11 protein-coding genes are annotated in these 18,989 nt (G+C 67.5%); 1 reads left to right on the forward strand and 10 read right to left on the reverse strand.

The features are described 5' to 3' along the window. Positions 1-17 precede the first annotated feature (17 nt). The gene (locus tag ACNJ7E_RS33140) at positions 18-992 is read left to right on the forward strand and encodes a hypothetical protein (RefSeq protein ID WP_280781873.1); all 975 of its coding nucleotides are present in this window, start codon (positions 18-20) and stop codon (positions 990-992) included. A 5-nt stretch (positions 993-997) separates the two neighbouring features. Here ACNJ7E_RS33140 and ACNJ7E_RS33145 read toward each other — a convergent pair whose 3' ends face one another. From ACNJ7E_RS33145 to ACNJ7E_RS33190, 10 genes are all read right to left on the reverse strand, one after another. Beyond that, positions 998-2,542, reverse strand: coding sequence for an acyl-CoA carboxylase subunit beta (locus ACNJ7E_RS33145; RefSeq protein ID WP_005565873.1), 1,545 nt, complete (start codon positions 2,540-2,542; stop codon positions 998-1,000). After that, a complete protein-coding gene (pks13, locus tag ACNJ7E_RS33150; protein WP_418341899.1) occupies positions 2,539-7,497 on the reverse strand; it encodes a polyketide synthase Pks13 in 4,959 nt (1,652 codons plus the stop codon). The genes ACNJ7E_RS33145 and pks13 overlap by 4 nt, the downstream gene beginning before the upstream one ends. 73 nt (positions 7,498-7,570) lie before the next feature. Next, the gene (gene fadD32 / locus ACNJ7E_RS33155) at positions 7,571-9,466 is read right to left on the reverse strand and encodes a long-chain-fatty-acid--AMP ligase FadD32 (protein ID WP_009477141.1); all 1,896 of its coding nucleotides are present in this window, start codon (positions 9,464-9,466) and stop codon (positions 7,571-7,573) included. A gap of 187 nt (positions 9,467-9,653) precedes the next feature. Then, entirely contained in the window at positions 9,654-10,643 is a 990-nt protein-coding gene (locus tag ACNJ7E_RS33160; RefSeq protein ID WP_005248835.1) for an LLM class F420-dependent oxidoreductase, read from the reverse strand. 194 nt (positions 10,644-10,837) lie between these two features. After that, on the reverse strand, positions 10,838-11,818 hold the full coding sequence (locus ACNJ7E_RS33165) for a cutinase family protein (RefSeq protein WP_418341900.1): 981 nt from the start codon (positions 11,816-11,818) through the stop codon (positions 10,838-10,840). Positions 11,819-11,824: 6 nt separating this feature from the next. Continuing rightward, the gene (locus ACNJ7E_RS33170) at positions 11,825-12,400 is read right to left on the reverse strand and encodes a DUF732 domain-containing protein (protein WP_005260437.1); all 576 of its coding nucleotides are present in this window, start codon (positions 12,398-12,400) and stop codon (positions 11,825-11,827) included. A gap of 126 nt (positions 12,401-12,526) precedes the next feature. Further along, positions 12,527-14,413 (reverse strand): alpha/beta hydrolase-fold protein, encoded by a 1,887-nt coding sequence (locus ACNJ7E_RS33175; protein ID WP_418341901.1) that lies wholly within the window; start codon positions 14,411-14,413, stop codon positions 12,527-12,529. Positions 14,414-14,544: 131 nt separating this feature from the next. Beyond that, on the reverse strand, positions 14,545-15,540 hold the full coding sequence (locus tag ACNJ7E_RS33180) for an alpha/beta hydrolase (RefSeq protein ID WP_280781876.1): 996 nt from the start codon (positions 15,538-15,540) through the stop codon (positions 14,545-14,547). A 181-nt stretch (positions 15,541-15,721) separates the two neighbouring features. Further along, complete coding sequence (locus ACNJ7E_RS33185; protein WP_043789365.1) at positions 15,722-16,732, reverse strand: alpha/beta hydrolase; 1,011 nt, start codon at positions 16,730-16,732, stop codon at positions 15,722-15,724. 337 nt (positions 16,733-17,069) lie between these two features. Then, positions 17,070-18,989 carry an arabinofuranosyltransferase AftB family protein gene (locus ACNJ7E_RS33190; protein WP_418341943.1) on the reverse strand — a complete coding sequence of 640 codons (1,920 nt, stop codon included), beginning with the start codon at positions 18,987-18,989 and terminating at the stop codon, positions 17,070-17,072.

Genomic DNA, 18,989 nt, shown 5'->3' on the forward strand with positions numbered 1-18,989 from the left:
GCGGCATGCTCGGACCCATGCGACGAGGAACCTGGGCCGAAGATCTCTCTGCGATAGCCGCCGTCAGCCGCGACGGTGTGATCCGCGCGGCCACCCTGGAACGGCTGGGGGTCGCGAAGGGCACCATCTCCGCACGCTGCACCGACGGCGGTCCCTGGCAGCGGATCCTCCCCGGCGTGGTCCTGCTGCACAACGGGCCGCCGACGACGCTGCAACGCAATCTGGCGGCGCTCGAGTACGGCGGTCCGGACGCGCTGCTGTCGGGTCACGCCGCGCTCGCCGCGTTCGGCTACACGTCGTCGGCGGCCCGGAACGACGTGCTGCTGCTCATCCCGTCCACCCGGCACCGTCGGGACTGGGCGTACGTGAAGGTCGAGCGGACGTGGCGCATGCCCGCACCGGTCCACCGGGGGCTCCTGCGCCTCGCTCCCCCGGCGCGCAGCCTCCTGGACGCCGGACGTCGCACGCTTCAGGCCGACAGCTGCCGGGCGCTCCTCGCCGGCGGCATCCAGCGCGGCGACGTGACCGTCGACGAACTCGTTCGTGAACTCGCGCACGGCAGCGACCGCGGAAGCCGCCTGCCCCGCGCGGTCCTGCGTGAACTGAGCGACGATGCGCATTCCGTCGCCGAGGTCCACGCGCAGAAGGTGTATGCGACGAGTGGTCTTCCGCCGATGCGGCACAACGTGGACGTCCTGTCCGCTGCCGGGCTATGGATCGCCCGTCCCGACGGCTGGCTGGACGATGTCGCCGTCGCCTGGGAGATCGACTCGCTGAAGTACCACTTCTCGCCCGAACTCCACGAGGCGACGATGAGGCGGCGGGCGCGCATGCAGCGCGAGGGCATCATCGTCGTGACGCACCTGCCGAAGCAGATTCAGGCCGACCCGGCGACGGTGCTCGCGGACCTCCGCGCGGCGCACACGCTCGCGGCGTCGCGCCCGCGGCCGCCGGTGTTCGTCCACACCGAACCGAAGCTGCGGTCGGCATGAGTCACCTACAGAGGCATCAGATCGTGCTTGCGCGGGTTGCGCTGCACCTTCTTGTCGCGCAGCATCGTCAGCGCCTTGCGAATCTCGAGCCGGGTGGTGGCGGGCTCGATGACGGCGTCGATGTAGCCACGCTCCGCCGCGATGTACGGCGTCGCGATGTTCTCGTTGTAGAAGTTGATCAGCTGCCTGCGGACGGCGGGAGCGTTCTCACCCGCGGCCTCGATCTGCCTGCGCCCGATGAGGTCGACAGCACCCTCCGCGCCCATCACCGCGATGCGGGCGGTCGGCCACGCGAAGTTGATGTCGGCGCCCAGCTGCTTCGAGCCCATGACGGCGTACGCGCCGCCGTACGCCTTGCGGATCACGACGGTCACCTTCGGGACCGTCGCCGTCACGAACGCGAAGATGAACCGGCCGCCACGCTTGATGACGCCGATCCGCTCCTGTTCGAGGCCGGGAAGGAACCCGGGCGTGTCGACCGCGAACACCAGCGGGATGTCGAAGGCGTCGCAGATGCGGATGAAATGCGCGGCCTTGTCCGAGGCCTGGGCGTCCAGCGCGCCCGCCGCGACCAGCGGCTGGTTGGCGATCACGCCGACCGTGCGCCCGTCCACGCGGGCGAAGCCGGTGATGATGTTCAGCGCCACCTGCCCGCCGATCTCGTGGAACTCACCGTCGTCGAATATCCGCAGCAGGATGTCGTGCATGTCGTAGCCGGCGTTGTCGGCGTCCGGGATGAACGTGTCGAGGTCGCGGTCGGAGTCCGTGATCTCCGGTTCCAGACCCGGGTTGACCACCGGCGGCTTCTCCATGCAACTCGACGGCAGGAAGCTGAGGTACTTGCGCACCCACTCGAACGCGGCCTTCTCGTCGGCCGCCACATGGTGCAGGTTGCCGTACTGGGCCTGGTTCCGGGCGCCGCCGAGTTCTTCGAGACTGACGTCCTCGCCGGTGATCTTCCGGACCACGTCGGGTCCGGTGACAAACATGTACGACTCCTCGGTGGCCACCAGGACGTCGGTGTTGATCGGCGCGTACACCGCACCGCCCGCGCACTTGCCGAGGATCATCGAGATCTGCGGGCACATACCCGACAGCGGTTCCTGCCGACGGCCGAGCTCCGCGTACCAGGCCAGCGACGTCACCGCATCCTGCACCCGCGCTCCACCGGAGTCGTTGATGCCGACGCAGGGGCAGCCGATCTTGGCGGCGAACTCCATGATCGCGGCGACCTTGCGGCCGAACATCTCGCCGACGGAACCGCCGAACACGGTCTGATCGTGCGAGAACACCGCGACCGGGCGTCCCTCGACGGTTCCGTGGCCGGTGACCACGCCGTCGCTGTACAGGGCACCCGGATCACCGGGCTGGCGCATCAGGCCGCCGACCTCGATGAAACTTCCCGGGTCGAGCAGCATGTCGATGCGTTCGCGCGCGCTCGGAATGCCCTTCTTCGCGCGCTTGGCGATAGCCTGTTCGCCCGCGGGTTCCTTTGCCGTTTCAAGCTTTTCGCGCAGTTCGGCAAGCTTCTCTGCGGTGGTGGTGGTCACTGATGCGCTCCGGTTCCGGCGGCCTGGATCGCCGCCAGCTTCTTGGTGAGGTCGGCACCGACCTTCGCGATGTACGGCTCGTCGACGATCTGGATGTGATCGCCGCCCACGTGGATGATCTCCAGGTTCTTCACCGCGTCGCCCCAGCCGCCGTCCGGCTTCCGGGTCTTGAACGCGGGCTCCAGGTTCATCACGTCGTCGTGGTAGCGGTCGGCCATGTACAGGACGACGTCGCCGTCGTACTGCTCGAGCTCGGCGGTCTGGATGGCCCGGTTGTCGAGCCACGACGTGCGCTGGTGCTCGATGATTCCGCCCGGAATCTTCGTGCCACTCAGCTTGAGCAGTTCCGTCAGGATCTTGATCTGCTCTTCGTCGCTCTCCGCCGCGGCGAGTTTGTCGTACGGCAGCGGGTAGTCCACGTTGTACGTCTTCTTCGCGAACGCGGCGTACCGCTGCCAGCGCTTACGGATCTCGTCCGGGGTGTCCTCGACCTTCTCACCGGCCATGACCGTGTCGATCAGGCCGACGATCCGGACGTCTGCGCCCGACTCACGCAGCAGCTTCGCCACCGCGTAGGCCAGCACACCGCCCAGCGACCAGCCGTACAGCACGTACGGTCCGTCACCCTGGATCTCGCGGATCAGCGGCAGGTACTCCGCTGCCCGGACCTCGATCGGACCCTCGGTGCGCTCGAACCCGTACATCGGCGTGCCCTCGGGCAGACGCTTCAGCAGCGGCTCGTACGCGACGGTCGAACCACCGGCCGGGTGGAACACGAACACGGGGACGGCGTCGGATCCTTCCGGGCGAGGCCGCAGCGCGCGGACCAGCCCGTCGATCTTGCCGGAATCCTCGAGGAATCCACGCACCACGTTGGCCAGTTCCTCGATGGTGGTGGAGTCGAGGACGTCGTCGAACGTGATCTCACCGTTCGCGCGTTCCGACAACCGCGCCGCCAGCTTCTCGGCCGTCTCGTCGTTCAAGATCGGCAGCGTGTTGAAGATGCCCTTGGCGGACTCGCCGGTGACGACGGCCCACGTGGCGAACGTCAGACGCTCGGCGGCATCGCGCGGCGGAACGTCGGAACCGGTCGCGTCGGCGAACGCCTCCTTGCTGTCCACGGCGGCTGCCTCGGGAGCGGCGGCCGTCTCCGGCACCGGGGTGGCCGCAAGGACCGCCTCGGCCTCGGCCTCCACGGACGTGTCCTCGGCGTCGAGCGGGGAGCCGGAAGCCTCCGAGTCACGGTCGGCCTCCGCGGCCTCCTCCGCCTCCTTCTCGGCCTTCTGCTTGTCCGCCATCGCCTGCACCTCTTCGCGGTTCTCGACCGCGTAGCGCAGGTACTTGCCGACCTCCATCAGATTCGCGTCGCGGACCGCCTGAAGCTGCAGCTGCGGGATGTCGAACTCGTACTCGACGCGGTTCTTGATGCGGACGGCCATCAGCGAGTCGAGGCCCAACTCGATGAGCGGGATCTCGGCGGGCAGGTCTTCCGGGGCGTAGCCCATGGACTCGGCGACGATCAGCGCCAGACGGTCTTCGAGGGTCTGCGAACCGTTGGGGTCCCACTTCTCGCCGATATCCTCGACGACCTCGGGCAGCTCCTCCACCGGGGAGGTCGACTGCACCGGCGGCGCGACGACGGGTTCGGGAAGCGCCTCACCGGACGTGACGGCGGCATCGAACAGCAGCGTGAAACTCGGGCCGCTCTTCGCGTGCACCTGCAGCGACGCGCCACCCGGATGCGGGTTGAGCGTGGTGGTGAGCGTTCCCTCCGCCGGAGCGTGGGCGTGCAGAACGGACGCGGCGAGCGTCACGTCCGACAGCACCTGCGACGCGGCGGCGGTGACCAATGCGGGCAGGTCGGTGACCGCGCCGGCCTGGACCTCCCACACGTGGCGGCCGTCGGGCAGCGACACGTGCGCACCGGGGACGCGGGTGTTGCCGCTGGAATCGATGCGGGTCTCCACCCAGTACGGCTTCCGGATCCACGCGGTGCGCGGAACGGACGCGAAGTCGCCCTCGGGGAGCAGCGACGACAGGTCGACGGCGTGCCCGTGCACGTACAGCTGCGCGAGCGCGGCGAGGACACTGAGCGGCTCGTCCTCCTTGCGCTTGAGCGTTTGGATGAGCTGCATGTCGTGCAGACCGGCGTCGAACGCGGTGGCGGCGACGGACATCAGGGCCACCGGGTTGGGCGCCAGCTCCACGAACGTGGTGTGCCCGCTGCCCACGGCGAGGCGGACGGCGTTGGTGAAGTACACGCTGTGGCGCAGACCCTTGGTCCAGTACTCCTCGCGGTGGATCGGCTCGTGGCCGGCGCGGTAGTACGTGTCCTGGTCGACCGACGAGTACACACCCAGCTTCAGCTTGGTCGGCTCGATGCCCGCCAGTTCCGCGGCCAACTCACCCAGCAGCGGATCGACCTGGGAGGTGTGGCTGGCGCCCTTCGTCTTGAGGACGCGGGCCATCTTCTCCTCGCCCTCGGCGCGCGCGACGATGGCGTTGACCTCAGGCTCGGGGCCACCGATCACGGTGTGCGTCGGGGCCGCGTACACGCAGACCTCGAGGTGCGGGAAGTCGGTGAGGACGGTCTCGATCTCGGACGCGCTGTACTCGACGAGCGCCATCAGGCGGATGTCGTCGCCCTCGAGCGTGGCCTCGGCCTCACCCATGAGGCGGGACCGGGCGCAGATGACCCGCACCGCGTCCTCGAGCGGCAGACCACCCGAGATGTACGCGGCGGCGGCCTCGCCCATCGAGTGTCCGACCACGGCCTCGGGCTCGGCGCCGTGGTGACGCAGCAGAGCCGCCAGACCGATCTGGATGGTGAAGATGCCGACCTGGGAGGTCTCGACGTCGTAGTCGATCGCGTCGTCGAGGAACTTCTCCTTCATGGAGTAGCCGGCCTCGTCCTCGATCAGCGCGTCGACCTCGTCGATGGCGGCCGCGAAGATCGGGTTCTCCAGGTAGAGCTGCTTGGCCATCTTGCGGTGCTGCGAACCGAAGCCCGACAGAACCCAGACGGCGCCCTTCGACGACGGCGAATCCGCCGAGAACACACCCTGCCCCGGCTTTCCGGCGGCGATGGCGCGGAGCCCGGTGACGGCCTCGGAGCGGGTCTTCGCCAGGACCACGGCACGCGAGCGTCCGTGGTTGCGGCGGGCGAGAGAGCGCGCGACGTCGGCGAGCGGAGTGGTGCTGCCCTCTTCGGTCTCCAGCCAGTCGGCCAGATCCGCGGCGGCACGGCGACGACGCGACGGCAGCGCACCCGACACCGCGAGAACGACCGTCGGCTCGACGGCCTCGGCGACCGATTCCTCGGCGGGAACAGCGGGCTCGGTGACCTCGGCCGCGTCGTCGGCGTCGTCGGCGGCAGGCCCGGTGTACTCGCGCACGACGACGTGCGCGTTGGTGCCACCGAACCCGAAGCCGGACACACCGGCGACGGCCGTGCCCGTGTAGCGCGGCCACGCCGCACCCTCGGGAATGACCTGCAGGTGCGCCTTGTCGAACGCGATGTACGGGTTGGGTCCGGCGAAGTTCAGCGTCGGCGGCAGGGTGTCTTCCTGCATCGACAGCACGACCTTGATCAGGCCTGCGGCGCCTGCGGCTGCCTCGAGGTGACCGAAGTTGGTCTTGGCAGAGCCGAGCAGCGCGGGCTGGTCGTCGGCGCGTCCACGCCCGACGACGCGTCCGAGCGCATCCGCCTCGATGGGGTCGCCGAGGATGGTGCCGGTGCCATGCGCCTCGATGTAGTCGACGCCGGCCGGGTTGATGCCCGCGTCCCGGTAGGCGTGACGCAGGACGTCGGCCTGCGCATCCGGGTTCGGCGCCGCGAGACCGTTGGAGCGGCCGTCCTGGTTGACCGCGCTGCCGGCGATGACGGCGAGGATCTCGTCGCCGTCCCGCTCCGCGTCCTCGAGACGCTTCAGGACCACGAGACCGCCGCCCTCGGCGCGAATCATGCCGTCGGCGTCGGAGGAGAACGCCTTGATGCGGCCGTTGGGGGCCATCACACCCAGCTGGTCGAAGCCCAGCGTGGCGGGCGGCGCCACGAGCATGTTCACGCCGCCGGCGAGCGCGAGATCCGACTCACCGGACCGCAGCGAGCGCACCGCCTGGTGCACCGCGACGAGCGACGACGAGCACGCCGTGTCGAGGGCGATGGACGGCCCGCGGAAGTCGTAGAAGTAGGAAACCCGGTTGGCGACGATCGACGTCGACGTACCGGTCAGCGCATACGGGTGCGCGTGGACGGGGTCGCTGACCGCGAGCAGCTGGTAGTCGTTGGCCGAGCTGCCGATGAACACACCGACCTGCTCACCCTTGAGGTCGCTGGCCGGGATGCGAGCGTGCTCGAGTGCCTCCCACGTCAGTTCCATCGCGAGGCGCTGCTGCGGGTCGACGTTCGCGACCTCCAGCGGGGACATCGCGAAGAACTCCGCATCGAAGGTCTTCACGTCGTCGAGGTAGCCACCCTGCGTGTTGGCCTTCTCGACGGCCGCCTTGATCTGCGGGTCGGAGGTGAACTCCTCCCAGCGACCCTCGGGCAGGTCGGAGATGCCGTCGCGGCCCTCCGCGAGCATCTGCCACATCTCGGCAGGAGTCTTTCCCGCGCCGGGGAAACGGGAGGCCAAGCCCACGATCGCGATGTCGTGCGCATCCGACGTCGGCGCCGACGCGTAGTACGCGGCGTCCGCGGAGTCGTCGAGCTGCTCGGGTTCGCCCTCGATGATGCGGGTGGCCAGCGACGCGATGGTGGGGTGCTGGTAGGCGACGGTCGCGGTGAGCGTGACGCCGACCAATTCCTCGATCTCGCCGCTGAGCGCGACGGCGTCGCGAGACGACAGACCGAACTCTTCCATCGGACGGTCGTCGGTGATCTGACCGACCGGTTGCCCGGTTGCGTCGGCAATCCAGTTACGCAGCCACTCGCGCAGCTGCGCGACCGTCATGTCACCTGTGCTGCTGGTCCGGTCATCATCTTTTTCAGCCATCAACTCACCAAGCTACCCGTCAGGAAGTGGACTATTCGGAAACGCTATCGGGGAAGGCCGTCTGCGTGTATCCGCCGCGCAGGGTGCCTTCGATGTAGCTCGCCTTGCACGCGCGGCGGGCGATCTTGCCGCTCGACGTACGAGGAATCGAGCCCGCGGGCACCAGCAGGATGTCGCGCGCGGTGACCCCGTGCCTGCTCGACAACGCCGCCCGCACCGTGTCGGCGATCGGCTGGGGGTCAGCCTTGCCCGCACCCGGTGCGCGCTCGGCGACGATCACGAGCTGCTCGGAGGAGTCGCCCGCGTCATAGTTCAGACCCGAATGTGTGTTCTCGAACACGACGGCGGGCAGCTGGTTGGCCGGGACCGCGAACGCGGCGACGAAACCGGGGCGGAGCGCGGTGCTCGCCTCCTGCGCCGAGTACTCGAGGTCCTGCGGGTAGTGGTTGCGGCCGTCGACGATCACGAGGTCCTTGACGCGGCCCGTGATGAACAGCTCGCCGTCGATGTAGACGCCGTAGTCGCCGGTCCGCATCCAGTTGGCGTCCTCGGGCGTGCCCTCCGCGTGGCTGCCCTCGGCGAGCCGGTTGGTGAGCTTGTTGTGGAACGTCTCGGCGGTCTCGTCGGTGCGACCCCAGTAGCCGATCCCGATGTTCTCGCCGTGCAGCCAGATCTCTCCGACCCGGTCGTCGGGCTGCTCGATCCGCGACTCCGGGTCGACGATGGCGGCCCACTGGCTGCGGGCGACGTAGCCGCACGACACCTGCGGGATGGCGTTCTCGGCGTCCTGGTCCACCTTCACGACGCGACCGGCGTTGAGCTCGTCGCGGTCGACGTAGATGACGCGGGCCTCGTCCGAGTGCCGGGTGGAGGACACGAACAGGGTGGCCTCGGCCATGCCGTACGAGGGCTTGATCGCCGTCTTCGGCAGGCCGTACGGCGCGAACGCCTCGTTGAACTTGCGCATCGACGACGTGGTGACCGGCTCGCTGCCGTTGATGAGACCGATCACGTTGCTCAGGTCGAGGCTCTCACCGTTCTTCGGCAAACCGCGGGCGGCCGCGTGCTCGAACGCGAAGTTGGGTGCGGCCGCGAACGTGCCCGCACCGTCGGACACCGCTGCCAGTTCCTTGATCCACCGGTACGGCCGCTGCACGAACGCGCGCGGGCTCATGATGGTGATGTACTTGCCGCCCAGGGCGGGCAGGATGACGGTCAGCAGACCCATGTCGTGGAACAGCGGCAGCCATGTGACGCCGCGCGAATTCTCGTTGAGCTCGATGGAGTCGACCATCTGCAGCGCGTTGGTGCCGACGGCGCGGTGCGTGATCTCCACACCGGCGGGCACACGGGTGGAACCGGACGTGTACTGCAGGTACGCGACGTCGTCGAGATCGATCTCGGGGCGCACCCAGGACTCGCCGACGCTGTCGGGGATGGCGTCGACGGCGATGATGCGGGGGCGCTGGGCGGCGGGGAGGGACCGGAAGAACTGTCGAACACCCGCGGCGGAGGAGGTGGCCGTGAGGATGGCGGCAGGCGTGCAGTCACCGAGGACGGCGTGCAGACGGTCGGTGTGGCCGGGTTCGTCGGGGTCGAACAGCGGCACCGAAATCGTTCCGGCGTGGATGGCGGCGAAGAAGGAGATGACGTAATCGAGACCCTGCGGCGCCAGGACTGCGACACGGTCGCCGGGCTTGGTGACCTGCTGGAGGCGAGCCGCGACGGCGCGCAGGCGGTGGCCGAACTGTTCCCAGGTCAGCTCCTGTGCTTCGCCGTCTCTGTCCCGCGAATAGTCGATGTAGCGGTATGCCAGCTCGTCCGAGTTCTCCCGGGTGTGCCGCTGGACGTAGTCGACCAGCGTGCTTCCCGAATCGAGCCTGATATGGCCCTTCTCGTCGATAAAATCATCGAACTTCGCGTTCATTCCATCTCCTCCGAAGCGATCACACAGGCATGCCACCGGCATGACTGCGCCCCAGACTTCCTTCGCCGAATCGGATCTTGTACAACTCGTGGGGAATGACGTAACACGCCACTCACCCGAATAAGTTCATCGATTCCAAACCATCGATATGTTACAGATTGGCATCGCCGCCCTCGGTACGCTGCGTCTACTCGCCCTTCAGTTGCGAGATGATCGGCGCGAACGCATCCATCTGTGTGGGGAACACACCGACGTAAGACATTGTCGTCTTTTCTCGCACCATACGTATCTGATCGGCGATCTCCTCGAAGCTTCCGATCGCGAGATACGGCGAGCTCAGGATGTCTTCGACGGACAGTTTGGTGTCGACCTCGATGTTCGGCGGGAAGCCCTGATCGAGTGCGGCGAGCGCCATCTCGGCGGTCTGCTCACGGTCGTCGGTGATGACGATGGTGGTGATCGTCCAGTTCAGTTCGATGTCGTCGAACCGGTCGCCGGCAGCCTCCCGGATCCGGTCGACGCGCTCCATCGTCTTCTCGAGCGTGACACCCGAGAGCAGGAGCTTGCCTTCCTTGCTGGTCGGCGTCGCCACGGAGATGATGTCGGCGTACTTGGCCGCGAGCGCCAGCATCTTGGGGCCGCCGCCGCCGACGGCGATCGGGGGACGCGGGCCCTGCCGCGGTCGCGGGCTGCCCGTCAGGCCCTTGATCTGGTAGTACTTGCCGTCGAAGTTGCACTCCTGGCCGCGCAGCAGCACGTCGAGGATCTGCAGGGTCTCCTCGAGCTTGGCGATCCGGATGCCCGGGCGCTCGTAGTCGATGCCGCCCTTGTCGAACTCTTCCTTCATCCAGCCTGCGCCGATGCCGAGTTCGAGGCGACCACCCGACAGGACGTCGATGGTGGCGGCGTCCTTGGCGAGGATCGCCGGGTGCCGGAACCCGTTCGCGAGGACGGCGGTGCCGAGCCGGATCTTGTCCGTGGCGATCGCGAGTGCACCCAGAGCGGCGATCGGTCCCACCTGGTTACCCAGGTGGTCGGGGATCATGAAGCTGTCGAACCCGAGTTCCTCGGCCTTCTGCGCGAGCTTGACGAACCGACGCGCGCCGCCCTCGTCCGCGTTGCCCTCTCCGCCTGCTGCGAATCGGAACTTACGCAACGAGCTGGCGTCGGAACTCATGAATAGCTTCTCCTGTGGTGAAACGCCCGCGTTTCAGGACGTGAACATCGGTGGGGTCGGGCACCGGTGATGCCGCAACAGTGCAGCACTCTACCGGTGCCGAGAAACGCACACTACCGGCCAGTACGCGTCTCGCCTATCTGTTTGGGACGTTTCACGGCTCACCGACCACGGTGAACCCATCCGCCACAAAATCAACTGTGTGCCGGGGTCGGAGCGGCTTCGATCTTCTCGGCAGCCCAACCGGCGATCCACTGCGTGGCCGTGGTGCCGGAGTCGTCGACGACGTACGAGTTGTACAGCGCGTGGACGGGGTTGTTGTTGTACTCGAGCAGACGCAGACCGCTTCCGATCCAGTTGCTCGGTTTCAACGCCTGCGCCGGGGCGTCACAGATTCCGTCCGACGGGGCGCAGATCTCGAACGCCCGGTCGGTGAGATCACCGAAACCGCCGGGGCGGGGACCGGTCATCGTGATTCCCGGGATCTGCAGACCGGCCAGCGACAGTTCGGCTCCGACACCGGCGACCGGCTGCCCGATATTCGTGGCGGCGGCCGGGTCGCGGCGACCGTCGGCGATGAGCCCGACACCCAGTACGAGATCCGCCGGAACAGGACCGTCACCTGCGCCGATACTCGACGCGACGTCGCCGGCGATGACCGCGCCCTGGGAGAATCCGGTGAGCAGGAAGCTGGTCAGCGGGCACTCGGCGTGACGACGGATCAGGATGTCGTTGGTGGCGGCCGTGCCCGCGCCGCGGCTGTTGTTGTACGACTGCTGCCCGTCCGGCGGGAAGGCGACCGGGTTGGAGAACTGTGCGACGTACGGAACCGTGTACACATCGGCGCGCGACGGCTCGAACTGCTCCTGCAGCGGCCGCGACACGTTGAGCATCAGCGACGCCGGGTTGGCCGTCGGGTTATACGGGTCGTCGACGGCGCTGGACTCCCACGTGCCCGGGACGACCACCACCTGGACGTCGGGGCAGCTGGCCGGCTGGGCGTTGGGACGCTCGGGACCGGGAGGGGTCGGGATCGGCTTGGGCAGCCGCCCTGCGAGGAGATACCAGAGCGCGATCACTGCGACGAGAATCACCAACAGGATCACGATCAGCACCATCAGCTTGCGCAGGAGGCTGCTCTTCTTCTTCCGCGTTCCGCGCCCGGTCAACGACATCGGCGTCTACTTGCAGTACGTCGCGTGGGCGACATCCATGTAGGTCTGGGCGTTGGCCGTCGCCTGCTCCTGGGTCAGTTCCTGACCCGCAGCCGACGCCTCGGTGCCGACCATCGCTGTGACGAACACCATCGCTTCGGCGTCGCTCTTGCCTTCGGCCTTGGCCTGGCAGATGAAGTCGGCGGTGCTCACGGCCATGGTGCCGTCAGCGGCCGGCTCGATGCCCTTGCTCTTCAGCGCGTCGAGGAACTTCTGGCCTTCGGCGCTGACCGGGACCTCGGCGGGGCCGGGGAAATCGCCCGGAACTTCCTCGGGCTGCTGCGGGGGCGCGGTCGCCGCCTCACCCGGGCTCGTCACCGGCGCGGAGGCCGAAGCCGAGGCGCTCGCGCTGGGCGCGGCGGACGCCGAACTCTCGGCGGAACTGGACGCCGCAGCCGACGTCGCGGCGCTGGTGGACGGGTTCGACGTCGCCGTGGAATCGTCGCTGCCGCACCCGACCAACAATCCGCTCGCTGCGACGGCGAGCGCGCCTACGGCGATCGCCCGTCGGAAGGTGGTGCTGATACGTGAGTGCTGCGGCATCTATTTCCGTCCTTGCTTTCCAAGTCGTTGTCTCTCGACAGGGTACAGACGCAGATCGGGCGGAAGCCGGGTCCGCTGGACCCCGCCCCGCCCGCTGCGCGTGAGATTTCTAGTGCGGTCCGGCCATCAGTGAATCTCGGCCTTGTTGTCGATCACTGTGACGTAACCGGTCTGGAAGTTCTGCTGAACTCCGCCGGGGATGGCGAATTTGTCGCTGATCGGGAAGCCGAGTCGGCCGCCCTCGTAGCCGGCGCTCTTCCAGGCGTCGAAGATCGGTCCGTTCTCGACGGCCCACGCACCCGACAGCGGACTCCAGTAGATGTTGCCGCCCTCGAACTGGTTGAACCGGCCGCCGTCCTTGACCGCGATCTCGCTGGTCTTCGGGAATCCGAGCCACCCGCCCTCGTAACCGAGTTCGGCGTACTTGCCCATGATCATTCCCTGCACGCGGTGGGTGCCGTTCGCGGGACTGAAGTACATGGCGCCGATCTCGAAGCCCTGCACCGCGCCGTCCTTGCCTGGCGTCGGAACTTCCTCGGCCACCGGGTATCCGAGCGGTCCGCCCTCCCAGCCCTGACGTGCCCACTCGTCGCGGATCGCGCCGCGGACGGCGTGCGCCCCGGTCTGCGGCGACCAGTAGACGGACCCGTGCTCGAAGTGGTTGAAGCGACCGCGACCGTCGGGTGTGGCCAGTTCGGGCGTCGTCGGGTAGCCGAGCGGCCCACCCGGACCGCCGGTCGCCTGGTAGACGCCGCCGATGGCGCCGGCCACCGGCTGCGCGCCGGTGTCGGACTTGGCGAAGATCCGGCCGTTGCGGAAGTCCTGGACCGTGCCGCCTGCGAGGCTGTACTCGGGGGTCAGGCAGTCGCCGATCCACGGGTTCGCGCCGGCGACCCCGGCGATGGAACCGCCTGTGGTGCACACCGGCTTGTCGGGTTCGACGTCGACGGCGCTGGCGAGCTGCGGCCACAGCTGGTGGAGCTCGAACTGCCAGTACGGCCACGAGTGCGTGCCGGACGGCCGGTAGTTGACCTGGGCGGGGATGCCCAGCTTGTTGAGCTTGGTCGCGAAGGTCTGGGACGTGAGCCGCGACAGGATCTCGAGGCCCATGCCCGCGTAATTGGTGCTGACGCCGGGGATTCCGGAGGGCTGGTCGTACGGGCCCGTGGTTCCGCTACCGCTGGAGATGTACAGGCTGACGCCCTTGAGCTTGTCGGCCAGCAGGTAGGGGTCGTGTTCCTCCCACGCCGAACTGGTCGGGGGACCCCACATCGCGTCCGCGTCGAATCCGCCCGCGTCGCTCATCGCGTACGCGACGGCCTGCGGCATGCCGAGCGCGGTGGTGGTGAGCATGCCCGACAGCGACGCGGCGAACGTGAAGAATCCCTGGTTGCGGGCCGCGAGGAACATCGCGGAGGTGCCGCCCATCGAGAGTCCGATGACGCCGCGGGTCTGCGTGGTGCGCCAGTCGCTTTCGAGGATCGGGGGCAGTTCCTTCGTGAGGAACGTCTCCCACTGGTAGTTCTGACCGTTGTCCTGGGCCACCCAGTCGGAGTAGAAGCTGGACTGGCCGCCGACCGGGAGGACGACGTTGATGTTCTTGTCGGCGAAGAACGATTCGGCGTCGGTCTCGAGCGTCCAGCCGTTCTCGTTGTCCTGCGCGCGGAGTCCGTCGAGCATGTAGACGGACGGGAACTTCTCGGTGGGCTTCGAGTTCCAGTCGCGCGCAAGCAACATCTGCACCTGGATCGGCACGCCCATCGACGGGGAGTTGATCCAGATCGCCACCCGACGGTCGGTGAGCCAGTCGACGTGATGGATCGTCGCGCCGCCCGGGGCCTGTGTGGCCACCGGAGCGTGCGCGGCGGCGGGCGCAGCCGAGACGGTGGCGGTCTGGGCGAACCCGACCGCCACCGGCACCACGAGCACAGCGGCAAGCGAGGCCAGCGTCCGCCTTCGAACATTTCCGGCCGACGAACGCTGACGTTCTGCCTTGAACAGGCCTACTCGCATGACGTTCACTCTCTCTCTGCGCGTCGAGGCCAACACGGAGCACGGCCTCGCGTTCCGGTTCTTTCTACACGCAAACGACAGACGAGTGGGAGTGCCGCGCTGTTACAGCTGGTGCAATTGTTACTTCCGAGCTACCCGATCGTGTTGCCGAGGTCGCCGGCCAGATCGTGGATCTGCTGCTGCCAGTAACGCCACGTGTGGATGCCGCGGGGCGGGAAGCTGTAGGTGACGTTCTTCGCGCCGAGGGTCGCCATCTTGACCTGGAAGGCACGGGTGTTCGCCAGCGACAGCGCCTCGAGGCTCGCGCCGGTGCTCGCGTTGAAGACGTCCATGAATCCGGTCGGTGCGGCTCCGCCGGGGGCGGGAATGCCGTTGGCGGCCGACACCCACAGGCGGGTGTTGTTGTCGCGAAGCTTGTTCGCGAACACGAACGGGTCGTTGCGCAGCCACGCCGGGTTCCACGGCGGGCCCCACATCGAGTCGACGTTGTAGCGGCCCGCGTCGAGCATCGCGATGCGGATCGCCTCACGCATGCCGGGAGCCGAGATGTTCAGGTAGCCGGACAGCGAGCCCGCGTAGTTGAACTGCTCGGGGTGGTAGGCGGCGAGGGTCAGGGCGGCGCTGCCACCCATCGACAGGCCGATGACGCCGTTACGGGTGGACTGGAACCCGAGGCGGTTCGCCAGTGCGTCGCGAAGTTCCTGAGTGAGGAACGTCTCCCACTTGTACGGGGTCTTCTGGCCGTTGAGGTTCGAGTTCGAAATCCAGTCGGAGTAGAAGCTGGACTGTCCGCCGACCGGCTGGACGACGTTGATGTTCTGCGACGCGAGGAACGGGCCCGCATCGGTGTTGACCTCCCAGCCGCTCAGGTCGTCCTGCGCGCGCAGACCGTCGAGCAGATAGACGACCCGGTTGGTGTTGCCGTCGGCGGCACGCCAGATGCGGCTCTTGATCGGTCCCATGGCGGAATCGACCCAGAAGTCCTGCGCGGCGGGATCGAAGGCTGCGGATGCCGTTGCGCCGCCGCCCACCATGGTCACGCCCAGCGGCAGTGCGACCGCCAGAGCAATCGCGGCGGCGGTACGCCTGGCCCATCCGCTTGTTCTCGTCGAACCCCCAACTCGCATGAACTCGTCTTCCCTCCGCTTGATCCGTCTCGCGCCGCGGCCGCGGCAACCTCTCGATAACTCTCGTGAAAATCTCACGTACAGACGCCACCCGCGCAGCGCTCGCTGCGCGGGTGGCGTCTCGACGGGATCACCTTACTGACAGAGGCGGGGCGGCATTCGTCACGAGGGTGGTGTCAGATCACCAGGCGCCCAGTGTGTCCAGGATCTGGCCGCGCGCCTTGAACAGCTCCGAACCCCAGTACGGCCACGAGTGCGTGCCGTTGGCGGGGAAGTCGAAGGTGGCCGGGACACCGAGGGTGGCCAGACGCACCTGGAAGGCGCGGGTGTTGGCCAGGGCGAGAGCCTCGAGGCCCATGCCGTTGGCGGTGTTGTAGTAGTCGATCGGAGCGCGCGGGTGGTCGAACTCACCGGGCAGACCGCTGGCAGCCGAGATGAACATCGACAGGCCCTGCAGACGCGGCGCGAACACGAACGGGTCGTTGCGCAGCCACGCCGGGTTCCACGGCGGGCCCCACATCGAGTCGACGTTGAAGCGGCCGGCGTCGAGCATCGCGACGCGGATCGCCTCACGCATGCCGGGAGCCGAGATGTTCAGGTAGCCGGACAGCGAACCGGCGAACTTGAACTGGTCGCGGTGGTACGCGGCGAGGGTCAGGGCGGCACTGCCACCCATCGACAGGCCTAGGACGGCGTTGTTGGTGCGCGAGACGCCGTAGTTGGCCAGGAAGTCGGGCAGTTCCTGCGTCAGGAACGTCTCCCACTTGTACGTGACGGGCTGACCGTTGAAGTTGCTCGCCGAGTACCAGTCGGAGTAGAAGCTGGACTCGCCGCCGACGGGCATGACCAGGGTCACGTTGTCGTTGCGGTACTGGTCGAACGCGTTGGTCTCGAAGCTCCACGCGTTGCGGTCGTTGCGGGCGCGCAGTCCGTCGAGCAGGTACAGGGCGGCGCTACCGCCGCGGGCTGCCCACTGGACCTGGACCTTGATCGGTCCCATGGAAGAGGGAACCCACAGTTCCTCGTAGCCACCGGCGGGCGCGGTCTTGGCGGGACCCGCGTGCGTCGGTGCTGCTGCGGCGACGGCTCCGCCAGCGATTCCTGCGCCCATAGGCAGTACCAGTGCGACGGCTCCGATGGCCATCGCACGCTGCTTGAGGCGCTGAGACAACCTCGGTCTGGCAAAACGCATGAATACTGCTCACTCTCTTCGTCTGCGGACTCCGCCACTGGGCGGCTCCGGCGGATTCCGTCGGGGAACAGGCGACCTGCCGGCCCGGGCGTTGAAGCCGGGTCGGCAGCGGACCTCTTCCAAGTCACACTGCGCTCGGTGGACTGTATGTCACACGAACTTCCCTGACAAACGCTCACGGAGCGCTTTTCGAGGAACTTCCAGACCACCGTCACGATGACTCATCATCGACGTACATCGTCGCCGACAGTTCCCGCGTTACACAAACGAGATCTGATGTTCCGACATCGAGATCTACCCGGGACGCCCCGGTGACACCCGCCCCGCCCGGTTCGCCCTATTTGGCCGGTTCCGGGAACGGCGGCTCGAGATTGCACCGCTGAATTTCATATGCGGGCACTCGCTCGAATCGATAACTCGCGAAATGCAGCGCATCCTTGAAATTCTGCTTGAATCGCGGCCACGTCAGTTCCGACCGGTACGACGTCAGCAGGTCCTGCGTCTCGGGGCACGTGAGCGCGACCCGCGCCTCGGTCACCCATTCCTCGTCGAGGAATCCGGGCATCCACGGGTGCTTGTCGATCATTCCCGTGTCCACCACGACCCAGTCGGGGTAGAGGGCCTTGTCGTGCCCGATACGGCCGTCGTCCAACCGCTCGGTGTGCGCCGCGAGCGGGTAGGCGAGACCCATCTGGTCCAGCACCCGCACGTCGAGTCCGACGTTCATGCTCGTCATGCCCAGGTTCAGGAAGTACACGGTGTGGCCTGCGCCGCCGTCCGGGATCGGAAGGGGCGGAGGAACGACGAACCAGTACGTGTAATCGGCGGACGGGATGAGCAGGCCGCCGTCGGGGGTGTCCGAGATGGTCTGGACCATGGCGCGCATCCGCGGGTAGTCCAGATAATCGTCCGCGCGAATCGGGTGCGCATGACCGGTGTTGAGAACGTAGAAGGCGCGTTCGTCGACAATTCCGGACCGTCCGATAACGACACCCTCCGGCATTCCCGTCGTGTTCGACGCGAAGAATGCCCACACGACGGTGCCGACCCACAGGGAAGCCATTGCGAGGAAAATCGACGATTCCCTATTACGCCCCCACGCGGCCCGGTCCGGAATACGCACCGGAATTACGGCGACGGGAACGATGAAACAGAACAGAACGGGGAGAAGAACGCGGCCGTGCATGAAGTCGCCGCCGACGCGCAACGAGTACAGACCGAGGATCAGCCCACTCCCGAGAATGAAGACGACGACGGCATTCTGCGTCCGCAGCCATCCGCGCAGACGCGTCAGCCGATTCCCCGCGGTGTGACGAACACCATCTTCGATGGACTTGTCCCGGCCCCGCCAGGCGATCACGGCGCCGGCGAAAAGGAAGACCAGCGGCAGCCACAGCAGGTACGGGCCCAGCAAATTCCAGAGGTAGGCGAAACCCTGCGCCCACTTGGCGCCGCCGGCGTCCTTCGACACCGCGGTGTTCGGGTACGGGAGGGCGTAGTAACCCATGCGCCAGATCTGGTAGCCCACCGGAACGATGCCGGCGACGAACACCATCGCCACGCGCACCACCCACGTGAGACCGGGCGCGAGGAAGATCATGGCCAGCGACAGCACACCCAGGATCGCCAACTCGGGGCGCACGAGGGGCCCCATGCCCGCGACGAACGAGAGCACGAGCACCGAGGTGGTGGACGGGGTGGTCGCCTGACTCCATCGGACCAGCAGCAGCCAGAGCAGCGCGATCCAGAAGATGACGAGGCAGCTTTCGAGACCCGACGTCGCGAAGTCGCGGGCCGGGGGCACCGCGATGTAGACGAGCACACCGGCGGGCATCAGGAACAGCGTGCCGCCGCCGGCGAAGGACCCACCGCGGTACAGGCGCGCGGTGCCGAACATGGCGAGCACGATCGCCGCCGTGGACAGGATCAGCGCGATCGTCAGGACGACGTATTCGAGCCGGGCCTGGGAGAGCCAGCCGAACGCGTAGACGATGTACGTCCACGCGGTGCTGGTGTTGGCCTCGACACGCTCGCCCGAGTTGAAGACCGGACCGTTGCCTGCGAGGAGGTTGCGGACCGTGCGCAGCACGATCAGGCCGTCGTCGGCAATCCATCGCCGTTCCCAGGCACCCCAGAACATCAGGAGAGCCGAGACGGCCACACCCCCGAGGAAGACCACCCTCGAGAGGATGGCCTTCCGGTGGCGTTCGGTGGTCCGCTCCGCGGCGGCGTCCGAGTCCTCGGCGCCTCCTACCAA

Origin of the sequence: Rhodococcus mengyinensis, from assembly GCF_048381435.1 — a bacterium.
In the GTDB taxonomy this organism is placed as follows: domain Bacteria; phylum Actinomycetota; class Actinomycetes; order Mycobacteriales; family Mycobacteriaceae; genus Rhodococcus_F; species Rhodococcus_F opacus_D.

What these genes read in the sequence shown, in the direction of transcription:
- ACNJ7E_RS33140 (WP_280781873.1), top strand. Translation starts at nt 18, where the DNA reads ATGCGACGAGGAACCTGGGCCGAAGATCTCTCTGCGATAGCCGCCGTC.
- pks13 (WP_418341899.1), bottom strand. Translation starts at nt 7,497, where the DNA reads ATGACGGTCGCGCAGCTGCGCGAGTGGCTGCGTAACTGGATTGCCGAC.
- fadD32 (WP_009477141.1), bottom strand. Translation starts at nt 9,466, where the DNA reads ATGAACGCGAAGTTCGATGATTTTATCGACGAGAAGGGCCATATCAGG.
- ACNJ7E_RS33160 (WP_005248835.1), bottom strand. Translation starts at nt 10,643, where the DNA reads ATGAGTTCCGACGCCAGCTCGTTGCGTAAGTTCCGATTCGCAGCAGGC.
- ACNJ7E_RS33165 (WP_418341900.1), bottom strand. Translation starts at nt 11,818, where the DNA reads ATGTCGTTGACCGGGCGCGGAACGCGGAAGAAGAAGAGCAGCCTCCTG.
- ACNJ7E_RS33170 (WP_005260437.1), bottom strand. Translation starts at nt 12,400, where the DNA reads ATGCCGCAGCACTCACGTATCAGCACCACCTTCCGACGGGCGATCGCC.
- ACNJ7E_RS33175 (WP_418341901.1), bottom strand. Translation starts at nt 14,413, where the DNA reads ATGCGAGTAGGCCTGTTCAAGGCAGAACGTCAGCGTTCGTCGGCCGGA.
- ACNJ7E_RS33180 (WP_280781876.1), bottom strand. Translation starts at nt 15,540, where the DNA reads ATGCGAGTTGGGGGTTCGACGAGAACAAGCGGATGGGCCAGGCGTACC.
- ACNJ7E_RS33185 (WP_043789365.1), bottom strand. Translation starts at nt 16,732, where the DNA reads ATGCGTTTTGCCAGACCGAGGTTGTCTCAGCGCCTCAAGCAGCGTGCG.